General features: G+C 34.7%; 13 protein-coding genes and 2 pseudogenes. 3 read left to right on the top strand and 12 right to left on the bottom strand.

Features of this window, described 5'->3' with window-relative positions; all coding sequences use genetic code 11:
* Nucleotides 1–209: 209 nt before the first annotated feature.
* The 9 genes from PY093_RS03475 to PY093_RS03435 form a co-directional block, all read right to left on the bottom strand.
* A complete protein-coding gene (locus PY093_RS03475) occupies nucleotides 210–1,007 on the bottom strand; it encodes an HAD family hydrolase (protein ID WP_275644486.1) in 798 nt (265 codons plus the stop codon).
* Complete coding sequence (locus PY093_RS03470) at nucleotides 1,004–2,113, bottom strand: cysteine protease StiP family protein (protein ID WP_275644485.1); 1,110 nt, start codon at nucleotides 2,111–2,113, stop codon at nucleotides 1,004–1,006. Before PY093_RS03470 ends, PY093_RS03475 begins: the two co-directional genes overlap by 4 nt.
* Complete coding sequence (locus PY093_RS03465; RefSeq protein ID WP_345774216.1) at nucleotides 2,106–3,488, bottom strand: phosphoribosyltransferase family protein; 1,383 nt, start codon at nucleotides 3,486–3,488, stop codon at nucleotides 2,106–2,108. The genes PY093_RS03470 and PY093_RS03465 overlap by 8 nt, the downstream gene beginning before the upstream one ends.
* Nucleotides 3,427–4,623: an HpcH/HpaI aldolase/citrate lyase family protein gene (locus tag PY093_RS03460; protein WP_275644484.1), complete on the bottom strand. Its 1,197-nt coding sequence runs from the start codon at nucleotides 4,621–4,623 to the stop codon at nucleotides 3,427–3,429. The genes PY093_RS03465 and PY093_RS03460 overlap by 62 nt, the downstream gene beginning before the upstream one ends.
* Nucleotides 4,624–4,845: 222 nt before the next feature.
* A complete protein-coding gene (locus PY093_RS03455; RefSeq protein ID WP_275644483.1) occupies nucleotides 4,846–5,628 on the bottom strand; it encodes a TerC family protein in 783 nt (260 codons plus the stop codon).
* 53 nt (nucleotides 5,629–5,681) lie between these two features.
* On the bottom strand, nucleotides 5,682–6,260 hold the full coding sequence (locus PY093_RS03450) for a TerD family protein (RefSeq protein WP_275644482.1): 579 nt from the start codon (nucleotides 6,258–6,260) through the stop codon (nucleotides 5,682–5,684).
* Nucleotides 6,261–6,345: 85 nt separating this feature from the next.
* Nucleotides 6,346–6,924 (bottom strand): TerD family protein, encoded by a 579-nt coding sequence (locus tag PY093_RS03445; protein ID WP_275644481.1) that lies wholly within the window; start codon nucleotides 6,922–6,924, stop codon nucleotides 6,346–6,348.
* Between the two features lie 58 nt (nucleotides 6,925–6,982).
* The gene (locus tag PY093_RS03440; protein WP_275644480.1) at nucleotides 6,983–7,582 is read right to left on the bottom strand and encodes a TerD family protein; all 600 of its coding nucleotides are present in this window, start codon (nucleotides 7,580–7,582) and stop codon (nucleotides 6,983–6,985) included.
* Nucleotides 7,583–7,873: 291 nt separating this feature from the next.
* Nucleotides 7,874–8,908: an ATP-grasp domain-containing protein gene (locus PY093_RS03435; RefSeq protein WP_275644479.1), complete on the bottom strand. Its 1,035-nt coding sequence runs from the start codon at nucleotides 8,906–8,908 to the stop codon at nucleotides 7,874–7,876.
* Nucleotides 8,909–9,134: 226 nt separating this feature from the next.
* Here PY093_RS03435 and PY093_RS03430 point away from each other — a divergent pair.
* Nucleotides 9,135–9,398, top strand: a pseudogene (locus PY093_RS03430) (transposase); the annotation flags it as partial.
* Nucleotides 9,399–9,688: 290 nt separating this feature from the next.
* A pseudogene (locus PY093_RS03425) lies at nucleotides 9,689–11,132 on the top strand (IS4 family transposase).
* A gap of 295 nt (nucleotides 11,133–11,427) precedes the next feature.
* On the opposite strand, the gene PY093_RS03420 reads toward PY093_RS03425, so the two are convergent.
* Together PY093_RS03420 and PY093_RS03415 are read right to left on the bottom strand one after the other, a co-directional pair.
* Nucleotides 11,428–12,441, bottom strand: a complete 1,014-nt coding sequence (locus PY093_RS03420; protein ID WP_275644477.1) for a mannonate dehydratase — start codon at nucleotides 12,439–12,441, stop codon at nucleotides 11,428–11,430.
* Nucleotides 12,442–12,696: 255 nt separating this feature from the next.
* Nucleotides 12,697–13,410 carry a FadR/GntR family transcriptional regulator gene (locus tag PY093_RS03415; RefSeq protein WP_275644476.1) on the bottom strand — a complete coding sequence of 238 codons (714 nt, stop codon included), beginning with the start codon at nucleotides 13,408–13,410 and terminating at the stop codon, nucleotides 12,697–12,699.
* A 326-nt stretch (nucleotides 13,411–13,736) separates the two neighbouring features.
* Here PY093_RS03415 and PY093_RS03410 point away from each other — a divergent pair, with 326 nt between their 5' ends.
* Nucleotides 13,737–15,062 carry a DUF2254 domain-containing protein gene (locus PY093_RS03410; RefSeq protein ID WP_275644475.1) on the top strand — a complete coding sequence of 442 codons (1,326 nt, stop codon included), beginning with the start codon at nucleotides 13,737–13,739 and terminating at the stop codon, nucleotides 15,060–15,062.
* A gap of 226 nt (nucleotides 15,063–15,288) precedes the next feature.
* Here PY093_RS03410 and PY093_RS03405 read toward each other — a convergent pair whose 3' ends face one another.
* Complete coding sequence (locus tag PY093_RS03405) at nucleotides 15,289–15,726, bottom strand: hypothetical protein (protein ID WP_275644474.1); 438 nt, start codon at nucleotides 15,724–15,726, stop codon at nucleotides 15,289–15,291.
* Nucleotides 15,727–16,075: the final 349 nt, after the last annotated feature.

The following is a 16,075-nucleotide window of genomic DNA, read 5'->3' as shown; positions in this document are numbered from 1 at the left end:
TTCGGGAGACCAAGGTTATACTTACTACCATGCCATTTATTGAATTACATAATTCATTCAACGGTTTACTTAACTATAAGGTCTCGATATTTTTTTGTCTCTATTTTATATTATATTCCAAATCTATCTACACTAAAAGAGATGGTAATTCTACTGCTTTTTCCTACATAATCTACTTCGGGTACGTAGTGCGTAATTCTACATTGCTTTTACGGTGATTTTGTAAAAACCTTATTATGAATCAATTCTACAATTTCCTCTGAAGCTTCCATCCCTGAAGAAGTAGTTTTGTTAAGAGTAGGATAATGTTCTAACACTTCTCCATGCAAAGGAGCAACTCCAAAATGTCCGTTCGTAATTAAATCATAATCTAACAATGAATCACCTGCTGAATAAATAGTACTTACGTTCAATTCGTTACAAAGGAATTCAACAGCTTTCCATTTATTAATAGGAAAAGGAATAAGGTAAAGTTTTCTACCTTGAAGTGACATTTGCCAGCCAAGATTTCGAGCCCATTCATTAAGGTCAGTTATTTCTTTATTTGTAATAAGACTTCTATTTATAAACAAATAAATAAATAGGTTGTCAGCCTGATTAATCTGTTCAACCCATTGTGGATTTGCTATATTTCTAATCCTTTTTATCATTTCATCTAAAGACAAACAAGCTTTTAATTGCTCATGAATATAGTTTGTCCAGTCTTGCAACACTGAACCACCCTTTAGGATATGACCGCCATTACTTGTAATTGCATACTCAGGTATAATTTCAGTTTGAAATAAATGGATTCTCTTATATTGACTAATTGTTCTGGTTGTTACGGGAATGAAATACATTTCTCTATTTAATTTACTAAGAGAAGCTTTCGTTTTTAATGAAATATAAGATATTTGCCTACCATCAACTGTTTCAATTAATTCGCAGGGACTATTTGTTTGATGTGTATTTAACATTTTTGTAGAATAGATTAAGGTTCGATCCAGATCACTCGCGAATGCTCTCATGACTTTTTCTCCAATTGTTTTATTAAACCACAGCAGCTGTAGGACATTCTAGTATATTCTTGGATAGGAACTCCTCGATCTTTTGCCAGTAAGATGATATGTTCCAAATGATGCTTTTGGCTTGGGTTAATTAGTATCTTCCATGGAACCCTTCTCAATAATACCCTTGTTGTTTCTCCTACACCTGGTTTAATATAATTTGTATTATCAATAGAAAACTCTTGCTGAATCCTTTGAATGGACTTTAAACCTTTCCAGTTTGGTTCTTCATGAGTGGCTTGTAGAACCTCTAGTTTACTATCCACAATCGAAAAAACCTTTTGAAATTCATTTGTAATCGTATCTACATAATAGTTAGAAACATCTTCGGGCAATAATTCTCTATAATACTTAGCCCCATGAAAATCATCAGATCCAATCCATGTCTTATTTACTACCGTTCTACTAACTAAACCAGAAACAGTTGAGTTTAAGCAAGCACTCGGGATTAAGAAATCTTCTCTCGTTCCATATAAAGTAGAACAATAACCAGGATCTGTTAAAACAGCTAATTCAGAAGATAATTGCTTATTATATTTCTCATTATAATTTTTAATTGATAGATCTAACTCTCTTGTGATTGCCCCTTTACCCGTCCATCCATCAACGAAAATTATCTCCTGCTTAGGATAATGTAATGCTATAAAGTTTAAGGCGTTCTCATCAATTCCTCTATCACGAACAATTGATATACTAAAATGCGGAATGAAGGCATCATACTTCAACTCAATATATCTCCTTATCAGTACACCAATAGGAGTCCCAGCGCGAGCAAGGCTACAAAGAACAATATTAAGTCCCCTTTTTCTAACAATTTGTTCAGCAACCACTGCAACAGATAAGGCGACCTTCTCCTTGCTAGTTTCGAGTGATTCATAAAACAACTTCATATAGTCGTCTGATGGCTTATACTCAACCGGGAGCATTTCTGAGTAATGAACTCCATTTTGGATCGACAGTTCTCTTTCCATCGTCTTTTTCTCTATATTAATATGTGACAAATCTTTTAATAAGAAGGTAACATCTTGCTCAGGATAGCTACCTATTTTAGAAAGAGCGCTATTCACATTGCTCACTCCTTTTTTTCTTAGAACATATAACAATATTCACATGCTGTATTCCTCTGTCTCTAACTATATCCATTAGTCCCTTTAGAGAATCCTCGGTAATTTCTTTTTCAAAAAAGAGATAGACTTCATCATAATGATCCTTTGGTATGTTATATATATAATGAACAATCTCTAAATCTTCCGGATTAAAAAATGTAAAGCCGTTTTGGATTGCATATTTTTCTTTAACTTCTGGAAGAATTGGACTTCTTGTTGTCGAATGGAATTTTACCCCTTTACCTAGATGAGCCGATATTTTCATCGGAAGATACATAAATTCTCCGGTTCCTAAGCAAAGGGTCTTAGCACCATAACTAAAGGCACTTAAATATTTTCCAGCATCAGCACAAGCCTGATCAATGCCTAGTCTATCTTTGTTTGTTATCCCAAATCTGCCCGTTTCATTAATATATGGTATATGCATTTCATTATTATAACTAGTCTGGGTAAAGAACTTAGAAACATCTATTACTCTATGATTCACTTTATTTTGCTTTGGTAATGGTGAATAATTATAATTCACACTCTCTAATGCCTCTCCGTCAAACACCATTTCTCCTGATATTAAAGAACATGTGTTGATGGTGATGTCTAATTCTTTTTCTAAGTCTAAAAACTGCCTCACATTATTTTCTGATCGCCAATCCAGTATTGAAATAACTGAGTAGTTTCGTCTTGGAAATTTAGCATGTATATTACGAATAATGTTAATAGCCGTTTTACCCGTAGTAATTTCGTCATCCACTAAAATAATAGGTTTTTGGTTATCAATTTGGCTAATATCGATAAAACAGTGTTGATCGACAGCATGTGAGTGTTCTTCCTCAAATTCTAAATTTGAAGTCAAACCATCAACAGATTCTCTAGTGGTATGGATATAAAAAGCAGCTTTTATACAATCAAAAAATGCATGCCCTAATGAAGTAGCTGTTTCTGCAAATCCAATAATGATTGGATCTTCGCCTAGTCTTAGATTTAACTCTGACAGTAATTGATAAGCTTCTTCTATAACAGCAGAATCTTCTGATAAAAATCCATTTAGTATTGCTGGTTTAGTATGAACACGTTGTCCAGTTGCATTTTCATAGTGCTCTATTGCTAATAATCCAGAAGTAAGTAATGGTTTCAAGGGATGTACAGGTAAATGTTTTCCTAGAACTTTACTGACAAAAAGAAATCCTCTTTTTTTATTAACTCTTGCTGCCATTAAAAATAATTCATCCATTGCAAGATTAAGAGGATTCGAGATGATATTTAACTTTACTGACATGTTAGACGAGATTTGAAGAGTAGGTTGATTCTGCAAGTAAGTCGATGAAGTTGTGGTTGTCATGATACACCCCGTAAATCTTGGATTTTTTCAAAACCTTATCGGCCCATAGGTAATGTGGTTTTATTTCGTTCATCTTATTTAAGTATTCACTTTTTACTACACCTACATTTCCAGTATAGTTTTCAACTATTGATAATGCATCTAAATACTCTTCATTGGACACTACAATAAGACTTTGGACAATCTTCACATGATTTGGGTGAATTACCGTTTTCCCATTCAGTCCATTAGCTAGGTCTAATAGTGTTTCCTTGATTAATCCGTCACCATATTCACTCAGCAATTGAGTACGTACTTTTAGTCCCCCCTCACCATAACTTTCAGAGAATGGAGATTGACGTAATTGTGGTTTTAATATTCTAGTAGTTGAGTTTTCAAAATACTCCCACACTGGTCCTGAGATCACATAATCTCGAGCAAAGAAATTAATTAAATCAGTTATAAAGTCTCGTATAATTGAAATATCATATATCGTTGTATGGCAATTTCGTCGTATACCATATAGTCCACATAGATCTGTAGCACCGATTCGAATGTTCAATATAGAATCTTTATAGTTTTCTAAAAGTTTTTTTATCGTCAAAAAATTCATTACTCTTGTTTCTTTATCGATGATATCAGGTGTTTCAAATATTGGCATTCCATATAATTTAATGTTGGTTTCTTTTACGATAGTAACTAAATTCTCTAGATAGGCTGTCGCGTTGTAAACGGAAAACTTAGGAAACACAAAGCCTGTTAAGCAATCAAGTGACTCTTTAAGCTGGTAACTTATACGCGACATCTGTTCTGGTGATCTTACCCGAAGAAAAATTAGTGGAAGTTCTTCTGTAGAAATAACCTGTTCTTTTAGGGAATTATAGATTGCTTCAATATGCTTTATAACCATGGCTTCTGCCATTTCAACCTCGTTGTCTCCTATTGCATCTTCAAGACAAAGTACCATTGAACAGAGTTCTGTATATTTTTTTGAAATAACAAGTTCGGCAATATCATGTCTGGTTGAAGGCATATATAATGTAGCCCCTAAACTATATTGCAAAAGGTCTTTGGGAGTCGATTTTGTTACGATCGTGGGTTTCATTAAGAAAATACCTTCTCTTTGTAATTCGGATAGATAATTAAAATATCTCAAAATAACACCTCTTAATTTATAAAGTGAACCTTCAATCAATGGGGGTCTTTATCCCCAACTGATTGTTAGTTGAACTTATAACGCTAGGAGCGCGCACGTCCTATGCGCTACGCCATACTTGCACATCCTGTGCTTCGTCGGACCTTTAGGGGCAGTTGATCCCCCACTTAAGCGTGGGATAAAAAAGAAGGAGATATGTTTCTAACTCCTTCTTTCTACTTATTATTCTTTTGAAGCAGCAGCTTCCTTACGCGTTGCCTTAGCTTTGTTATAATAGTGAATTACAAATGTTGCTAGGAATGAAACAATTATTATTGCAAAGAAAAGAAGATGGTCTAAACTGAACCCGAATATACTTGCGAACATTTTAGCTGAAATTATACCAATTAAAACAAATGCAGTAGTTTCTAATTCAGGGAACTTATCAATTAGTTTTAAGAATACACCTGCAATAGTACGCATCATAAGAATTCCTAGCATACCACCAACAAGTAATACCCAAACTTTATCTGAGATAGCAAAAGCAGCTAGGATAGAATCTACGCTAAATGCAATGTCTACCATTTCTACTGATATTACAGTAGCCCAAAACAAACCAAAAGTACGTACTAACCATGAAGTCTTATTAAATTCCTTAACCTCATCTTCACCATCTTTATTGCTATTTTTCTCACGGAAGTATTTGATTACAATCCACCCTAAATAGGCGGCACCTAAAACTTTAATAAATGTGAACTTAACTAAATATACACCTACTCCGATGAATAAGAAGCGGAAGAAATAAGCACCTAAAAGACCATACATAAGAGCCCTTTTTCTTTGTTTCTCGGGTAAGTGCTTTACTAATACCGCAAGTACTAATGCGTTATCTGCTGATAATAGACCCTCTATAACGACTAATGTTCCTATTAATCCCCATGATACTGGATCAGATAAAACCTCACCCCACATTTCGAAGTCAAAAAACATCGCGTATGTTGAAAAAATCTGTTGTAAAATCTCCAATTGTTGCTCCTCCTATTATTGAGCCGAACGAAGAATTTACGTTCAGGGTCTCTTTAAACTTGTAAACCGTAATTACTGCATAAATCTGCTAAACCTCCTGAAAATCCACTACCAACGGCACTGAATTTCCAATCATTCCCATAGCGATACAATTCGCAAATGACAACAGCTGTTTCAATTGAGAAATCTTCTCCTAAATCAAAACGCAGCAATTCTTGATTGTTAGAATCGTCCAATACACGAACAAAAGCATTTGAAACTTGTCCAAAATTTTGGTGACGTGTATTTGCATCATGAATCGTTACGGTTATTCCAATTTTATGCACATTTGAAGGAATTTTAGAGAAATCAACGATTAACTGTTCATCATCTCCATCACCTTCTCCTGTTCGGTTATCCCCACTATGAACAACTGCTCCAGAAGGATGTGAAAGATTATTATAAAATACAAAGTCTTGATCATTTAAACATTTATCGTTCTCATCTACTAAAAAAGCAGAAGCATCTAAGTCAAAGTCACGTCCACCTTGATATTTATTTGTATCCCAACCTAGACCAATCATCGCTTTAACTAAACCAGGATTTGTTTTTGTTAAATCAATACGTTGTCCTTTTGATAACTGAACAGCCATAGTAAATACCCCCATTATTTAATTAGTAGAGTAGAAAAGAGAAGACAAGAACATGAATCTATTTCTTGTCTTCTTTTATTACTTTTTAAATAGATAGGCCATAGTCTGTAGCAATACGTCCAAGTCCACCTTGATAACCAGAACCTACCGCTGAGAATTTCCACTCTCCATTATGACGGTATAATTCTCCGACGATAATAGCTGTTTCAATTGAAAAATCTTCCCCTAGGTCATAACGAATAATTTCTTCATTGTTATCTTCGCTAACAATTCTTACAAAAGCATTGGAAACTTGACCAAAGTTTTGGTTTCTTGCTTCACCATCATGGATTGTGATAACAAAGGCGATTTTTTCAACACTTGCTGGTACAGAACCTAAATTAACTTTAACTTTTTCGTCGTCCCCATCACCTTCACCAGTACGATTGTCACCAGTGTGTTCAACAGAACCCGCTCCAGCCTTTAATTGATTATAAAATACAAAGTCAGCTTCAGATGCACATTTTCCATTTGCATCCAGTAAGAATACGCTAGCATCTAGATCAAAATCTTTCCCACCATCATACTTATTTGTATCCCAACCAAGTCCAACTACTACCTTTGATAAACCAGGGTTTGTTTTAGTTAAATCAACTTTTTGACCTTTAGATAATGAAATAGCCATTTAATTTTCCATCCTCTCAATTTTGGTTTTGCTTATATTTTCCAGTAGTATAAGGAAGTTATTTGTTATAACCATTAACGATGTCTTCTAATTTGGCATCACTTGTACCATTACCTACCGCAGCGAATTTCCACTCACTTCCATGTCTGTAAATCTCTGCAACAACTAAACTAGTTTTACCAGAGTAGTTATCAGTTAAATTAAACTTTAGCATCTCTTGATTATTAGCACTATTTACAACTCTAATAAATGCATTTTTAATCATTCCAAAATCTTGTTTCCGTTTTACACAATCATAAATATTAACAACAAAAACTATCTTATTGATGTTTTGTGGAACTTTGTTGAGATCAACGAGTACTTGTTCGTCATCCCCATCACCTTGACCGGTTATATTATCCCCAGTATGTTGAACACTGCCACATGAGCTTTTTAAATTACCAAAATATATAAGATTTTTTTTGTTTGTAAATTTATCATCTTCTAACATAAGAACGGATGCATCACAATCTATATTTGGTGTTGAAGCACCAAATCCTAAGAATCCAGCTTTTTTAGTTTGTACAGGATCCCAACCAAGTCCGATCATTATTTTTGATAATCCGGCATTACCTTTAGTTAAGTCAATTCTTTGTCCCTTTAGCAATGAAATAGACATTTCTCCACTCCTTTAAATTTAATATTAAATTATGAATAGTAGTGTGCATAAACGTTTTTTCTATTTTCTTTATAGATCGGGCAAAAAATATATGGGTGAATAAATAAAATTCAATTCCTATTCCCACCCTGTAGAAAAATGTAAAAAATGAATATAGGTTTATTCTACTAAATACCTATATAATAATCTAGTTTTTTAATAGAATTAGGTTGTGTAAATATATGTAAGTGTAATCACATAGCGATTAGTATCCACTCTATTATTTACCTTGTCCATTTAAATTTAGTAAACTTATCGTTTTTTTGATAAAATCACTGGATTTTCTAAATAACTAGCTTTTATATCATATGTAGCTTTTGGGATATCTATCTCTTCATTTAATAGCAATTTTAAGGAGAGATAAGGAAAATTAACACCAGAAAAACAACTAATATGAAGCCCTCCACTCATACGAGGATTTATCTCTAACAGCTTTGGAACTCCATTGCGATATTTCACCTGGATATTGAATACAAATGGGATCCGATACTTTTCATAGATTTTTTTTGCGATTTCAATTAGTTCTGGATTATCTTCTAGTACACGTACTCTTCCCTTTCCTTTCTTCCTAGGAACAACGGCATATAACTTTTCTCGATCAGCTAAACAGTCAATACTATATTCTGGACCATCTAAAAATTCTAATACCATTAATGATGGAAATGTCTCCTGCTGATTAAATACTTCACAAGCGTGAGAATAAGGTATCCTAAACCCAATTCCTTTTGTAAATAAATCATCGATACTCTCAATGTGCTCCTTCACGACTCGAAAGCCATTTGCACCTTCTCCAATAACTGGTTTAAAGCAAACAGTGTGTCCCTTTGCCTTCAGGTTTTCATAAGCCGTTTTAAAATCTTCTAAACAGTTTACTATATAGTAATCCGGAATCGAAACTAAAAAATCACCATTTTTATTATTATCCTCGATTGCTTTATACGTTAGTTCCTTATCATCCATCATATTCATCAATTCTGGATCTGGACATACTAACACCTTAGTCCCTATTCTAGTGAATTGAGTGAGATGCTTTGATATCAATACGTTCTCTTTTCTTGGAACAAAAACATCAATTTGATGCTTTTTACAAAAATCAAGACAATAATCAATATATTCTTTACCTGTAATATCTAGCTCTATCTCCGCAAAATCGCAAACCTGCAGATAAACAGCATCTTTATTAGGATGTGTGCCGTAGATGATTACTTCTTTGCCGTCAGGATTATTTCTAATCATTTCTATATAATGAGACACTGTTGAGAACCAACGATTAAACCATATTTTCATAAAGACACTCCGATAACTTTTTTTTGAGTAAATTTCGTAATTCCATAGCCTTGATATGACTAAGTTTTGTAGGGCACAAAAAAGATATAGTTACCACACTCTACCAGAGATGAAAGGAGTGTACCTCCCTATGTAACATTATACGACAAAAAAGCTTGTTTGGCTTGGAAGATTTAATTCAGCAAATGTATATCAGAGAAACGCCTCACACAGGTTAGGAAATTACATTATTCATAAAATCCGACAAGCTATGAGAAAGCGTGATGCTAACTATACCCAAGCAGGAATTGTAGAGCTAGACAAGGCTTTCTTTGGTGCTCCAACCGAAGGCGGAAAATGCGGATATGGAACTGACAAAACCAAGGTGTTAGTAGGGTTATCCTTAAATCAAATGGGTCATCCGCTTTTTCTTAAAATGGAGGTCGTCCCTAATATTAAAGGTGAAACCTTGACTGACTTTGCCAAGAAAAGAATCCAACCAGGCTCAACTAAGACTGTCGGCAGAAAAATTATTTGACATATCCTTTTATAATGGAGTTTTACTCTTTTTCACACTATACAAATACGTAAAGTTTCAGGCAATAAAATAAGGTGTCAAACACCCTAACAAGTTGTGTTTGACACCTCGCTTTTAACTTATAACTTAAGTTTCGCACCTTGAAAATCCAATAAAAAAAGCCCTTTTTCAGAGAAGAAAAAAGACATGGGAATCCGCATGAACACTGGATTTTTGGTATAATTAAGGTACCAATCCAAACCAACCAAAAAGGACGTGTTATCATGCGGAAGAGAGTTAAAGAAATCGAAAATGTATTCCAATCTCATGGATTTTCGATTGATTCTATTATACAAAATGTGATGAAGAAATTCAATTTTCGTTCACTCTGTCATCAGGTCGGGTTTAAAAAGGAACAAGGATACTCTATTACTGATATTTTGTCTTTAATGCTTCTGTTTCCACTTATGCTTATAGACAGTGTTAATGCCCTTTATAAAAGCAATTTCGAAACGATGAAAGAGATGAAGAAGGATGCATTTTATCGTGTGAAAAATAACAGTCGCCTACCTTGGCGAAATCTGCTTTTTAGTGTATCGAAGCAGTTCCAGAAGCTGGTTAATCCTGAAAAGGAAGTAAATCCTAATTCGGCTTTTATTTTTGACGATACGATAGATGCTCGTACAGGAAAAAAGATTGAAAAGATTTCCTACGTCCATGATCATGTTGCTGGTCGGAAGGGGAAAAGTACCCTCGGATTTAAGAACCTGACAATGGGGCTGTTCGATGGGACAAGCTTTACTCCCCTTGATTTCAGTCTTCATTCGGAAAAGGCATTAAAGCGAAAAGACACGAAAAAGCAATACAGAAAAGAGAGAAACCCGAAAACAAATGGGGCAAAGCGGATAAAGGAATGTGATATCGACAAAATCACAAGTGCCCTTCGTATGCTTAAAAGAGCCATCAAGCACGGATTTAAGGCTAAGTATGTGTTGGTAGACAGTTGGTTCTCAAGTAAAGATTTCATATCCACTGTTAGAGGAATCAAAAACGGATCTCTGCATGTTATTTGTGCAGTGAGGCGCGACTTTAGAAAATATGGGTATAACGGCGAAGAACTGAATGCCAAAGAGATTTTGAAGGTACTAAAAAAAGAAGGAAAAGAAAAGCGTTGCCGCAAAAGGAACGTGCGTTATTTTGAGGTAGTAGTCGATTATTCTGGTATTGGCGAAACAGTAAAACTATATTATTGCCGTTATCCATACCAAAAGGACTGGAAACTATATCTATCCACAGATGAATCCTTGTCATTGGTGGAAATGCTTGAAATCTATTCTATTCGTTGTCTATTGAAGTTTTCTTCAAGGAAACCAAGCAGCTGCTTCACTTAGGAAAATGCCAATCCCAGAATTTTGATGCCCAAATAGCTCATGTGACAACAACATATATTCTGTATATCTTTTTGTCTTATTTTCGTAGAATCAATGATTACGAAACACTGGGCGGGCTTTTCGCAGATATGAAAGATGAAATGACACAGAAAAATGTTGCCGAACAATTATGGAGTATGTTTGATGAACTATTAGATATTGTTATATCAGCATCTCCGAGTCTGGATCTGTTGATATCCAATCCTTTAAAAAATCCCAAGAATACAAATATCTTGAGGGTTTATTTGAGGCATCTTTTTTAGGGAATCAGTTGTTTGGACGGGATAATGTTGCATAATAGATCAAAGTGGAATGACATAAAACATAACAGTGACAAGGGAAATCAGTAAATTTTATACCTGAACTCCCTTGTGTTTTGGGGTGCGAAACTTAAGTGATTAAATAGAATATGCTCAGGATTAATATTCCAATTGCAACCAACTTAGGCGCGAAATCAGCCCCAATTTTAGATACTGTTAATTTCTTAATACTATTTGAAGCTATATACATCACGATTGAGACAGTAATCAAGAAAGCGCTTGCATATATATCCCTACTAAGTCTTAACATAGTCTCCCCCCTCCGTTATAAATCTAGCCTTCAAACTCTACTAATGCAGCTAGCAATGCCTTGATATATCCAATTGAATATGCAAAACCTACACTTCCGTAACTCCAGCCGATATTTGAATGTGCCCAGTTTCCATCAAGATCAGGATTATCACCTTCCATCATTGGTACATGGTCAGGATTTAAACAACCATTGTAGCCGACTTTTCGAAGCTCTAATAAAATTTTGAACATATTCATATCACCATCATCTAATAAGGCCTCTTCAAATGCTCCTGCTGTCGGTAGACTCCCCCTCACGTTACGGAAGTGCACTAGGAAGATTCGATCTTTTCTACCATATTGATTAATTTCATTTAGAACTAAAGGACTTCCTCCTTCTTCTGCCCGAGTCCCAATACAATAGATATAACCAACATTTTTGCTTGGAAATTCATCCATAATACGGCGATAACCCAGCCCACCAAATGGTGTATCATGATTTGGTGAATCAGAAGGGTGCATGCCCAAATTAACATTATAATCTTCACATAAAGGAACTAGTTTAGAGTAAGCATCACGGAATCGTCCCCACCATTTTTCATGATCTTCAAGAGTAGGAGTTTGATAAGGTTCCTTGTTAAAGCCTAGGCTTTCACCACGTGCTATCGCTCCCCCTCTTTGTCTCGCCTGGTAACTCTTTGTCATGTAGTTGTATGTATCACCTGCAAAGCGTTGTCTCACAATCTTAATTCCTGCTTCACCAAAGACTTTAACCGCATTCACTGAGTTTTCTAATTCTATTTCGCTACCATCTTCATTGTCCATAAATCTTTTGGAAAGATCAGGTAATGTAACACGGTTAATATCAAGACCAAAGGATCTAACTTTACGTTTCATCTTTAATAGTTCGTCTAAATCAGGGTAGCCCTGTTCTTTTACACCAGGGAAAGAGGACCCTGTTCCAAAATCAACACAATCTACTCCTAATTGACACATTTGTCTTAAATCGCCATCTGTTAAATCAAATTTTGTTGTAGTCACCGATACCTTCATCATCTTATATTCCTCCAGTGATTTATTTGAAGTTAAATAAGTATCCGCTTACATTCTAACTTATAAGAGTATTTCCGCCTACCATTTCATTTGTTTTTTTAATTGTAAGACAAATAAATATGTAAGTCAATAATAAATCTTATAATATTCTAATTACTTTAAATACAAAGTTAATTATCCATATAAATGAACCCGAATAAGGAACGAATCCTTTATTCGGGTTCTCTTTCATATGAGTCGTTATTCGATTTGTAAAACTCAATTAAGATTATTTAACTTTAAATTTTTTAGTGCTTTCCTTCTTACAAAATCAAGATGACGGTACATGCTAGTATACGCTTCAATAGGGTCACGTTTTTCAAGTGCGTTATATATATCAGTATGATAACTTAATGTTTGAGCCAAATTTCGATCTTCTAAAGGGATCTGTTCTAATACTTTTTGATGAAAACTTTGTAACGGGTCAATGATTGCTTCAAAAAGAGGAATATTGGCAGCAAGAGCAATAATTTTGTGAAACTCTTTATCAACTTCTGAGGAATCCTCAGTTGGTAAGGATTTCATTTCCTCAATTAGTTCGTTTAATTTGGCTAAATCTTCATCAGTAATTTTCTCAGCTGCTAACGTAACTAAACCTAGTTCTAATGCGACTCTCGTTTCTATTATCGAGACCAGATCTGTTGCTGAAAGCGCTAACATCATTGAAAAGGGTTTACTTCCAACTTTATCAGAAAAGAATGTGCCATTTCGGGTTTTTCGGTTTACAATTCCTAATACTTCTAAAGAAGTCATTGCTTCTCTGATTACAGGTCTACTTACATCACAAATTTCCATTAATTCTATTTCAGACGGTATTCTGTCTCCTGGTTTAAGTTGTCCAGTAGTGAGTAGCGAGATAATTTCATCAATTACTTGGTTTGATAATGTTTTTCGACTTAGTGATTTAATATCTACACTCTTTTGATTTTCCACATTTACTCCTCCCTTCTTTATAGAGTCTATCTAATTATTAATTGTAAGACAATTTAAATAAATCGTAAATCAATTATCGGAAATTGTCAAGATTCGCTCTTCAACTTGTGTATCAAACTACAAGTTTGGTGTGATTTTATGGATTTTGTTATTCAAATTAATCTATTCTTCTTTTCGTAAAATAAATTTTGATAAACAATCTGGCCTTTACACAAAGAAAATATGATTATTTATTATCTGGGGTGTTTTTCGCAATTTGAATAAAACTTACATAATAGCGAAGACTAATGAAAAAATCTAGCTTCGTTTTTTAGGAAGTGTTAATTATGAATTTCAAAAGTTTTTTAATTCGTATCAGAAAAAGTTTTTGGTACCTTCCATCTTTATATGGATTTATAGCAGCAATTCTTGCTATTTTAAGTACAAAACTGAATGTATATATAGTAAATCAAGAAACTCTATTTTCTATCTTTCCACGTGTTCTTTTTACCGATATCAATCTTGCACAAATCATTTTAAGCTCAATATCTGCTTCATTACTTACGATGACAACCATTACTTTTTCGACAATACTTGTTGTGTTAACAACATATCTATCTGAATTTTCTCCTAGAACACTACAAAACTTTATTACCGACCATAAAACCAGGAGTGTTCTAGGGATTTTTGTTGGTGGATTTATTTATTCGATTCTTTTGTTATTGCTTTTACGAGAAACAACTACCACAACACTATTTATTGTTCCAGCTATCGCAATTTTCATTTCTATTACATGTTTAATTGTCTTTGTGTTCTTCATTCATCATGTGACAAATTGGATTCAGGTTAGTAACTTAATTCACACTATTACATTAGAAACAATTGAGAAAATTAATAAGGATTTAAAAGATCGAAAAGATGTCCTCGAGGATGCCCCATGGGATGATTGGGAAAGTGATGAAATTAAGCATATTACTCCAACAGAATATAGTATAAACAATGCTGGATATATCCAATACATCGATATAGAAGGCCTAGTTAACCAGGCAACTAAAGATGACATTATTATCCGTATAGAAAAACAAGTTAATGATTACGTAGACCATGATACTCCTTTATTATCCTTTTGGACATTATCTCCTAACAAAATTGAAGGAGACTATTATAAATTCTTCGTTATCGGTTCAGAGCAAGCTGCTGTAAATGATATTGAATTTGGACTCACAAAGATTGTTGAAATAGGACTTCGTGCATTATCTACCGGAATTAATGATCCTAATACAGCGATTAACTGTATTGAAAATTTAGGTAAAATATTAACTAAATTAGGGAACAAACATATACCAAATTCATATCATAACGATGATGAACGAAATCTCAGAGTCATTTATAACAAACCCGACTTCTCAGATTTCTTGTATCAATGCTTTTTTCAAATCCGCCAAGCTGGTTTTTCTGATATCTCTGTCTTATCAGCTGGGATTAAAGCATTGACCTTGGTTGCACAAAGCAATCCCAAGCATATAAAGGAGATTGTTTGGGAATTTGCCGAATATATTATTGAAGGAATTGATCAAGATTCTCTCCTTTCTTTGGACAAGCGTTATGTAAATAAACTGTTGGAGGCACTCGCAAACACAACTGGGCATGGGAAGGACTTTGAAGCAATTTGAACAAAGCGCAAGGCGCGCCCATATTGAGGAACGTCGATTAAAACGTCTTTTGATAACCGTTTTTTATTTCTTTCAAGATTTCGGGCATCAGACTGCCCTTTTGGTTACCGTTTTTTATTTTTTTCAGGATTTCGGGCATCAGACTGCCCTTTTGGTTACCGTTTTTTATTTTTTTCTAGATTTCGGGCATCAGACTGCCCTTTTGGTTACCGTTTTTTATTTTTTTCTAGATTTCGGGCATCAGATTGCCCTTTTGGTTACCGTTTTTTATTTTTTTCAAGATTTCGGGCATCAGACTGCCCTTTTGGTTACCGTTTTTTATTTTTTTCAAGATTTCGGGCATCAGATTGCCCTTTTGGTTACCGTTTTTTATTTTTTTCAAGATTTCGGGCATCAGATTGCCCTTTTGGTTACCGTTTTTTATTTTTTTCAAGATTTCGGGCATCAGATTGCCCTTTTGGTTACCCTTTTTTATTTTTTTCAAGATTTCGGGCATCAGACTGCCCTTTTGATTACCGTTTTCTATTTTTTGCAGAGTTTCGGGCATCAGACTGCCCTTTTGGTTACCATTTTTTATTTTTTTCAAGATTTCGGGCATCAGTCTGCCCTTTTGGTTACCGTTTTTTATTTTTTGCGGAGTTATATTTTTTATACCCGACTCCATTTAGAAATCGCCGATACCAAGGTATCTTGTGCCAGGATTTTTGATCTATTATGCCGTTTAAAGTCTAAAAGGATCAACATATTAAGTCTGATAGTATACGAAAAGCGCAAGGCGCGCGCCCGCCCATCGGCGCGTCGATTAAAACCCGCCACGACAGGTAGCGACAATCGAAGTTAGACACAAATACCAGGTAAAAAAATTATACTTTCTTACCCTTTAAGAAAAGCGCAGGGCGCCCGCCTATCGGCGACAAGCATAAGACAAGCCGGCTGGAAGGTTGTTCTTTACCTTCCGGACGGATTGGCTTATGACCTCGAGTCGATGGCGCCCGGAGCTAGACACTAAAACT

This window comes from Cytobacillus sp. S13-E01, assembly GCF_029193815.1.
Taxonomy (GTDB): domain Bacteria; phylum Bacillota; class Bacilli; order Bacillales; family Bacillaceae_L; genus Bacillus_BV.
Note: the sequence above shows the minus strand (reverse complement) of the source record. Positions and strands in the feature narration are given on the sequence as shown.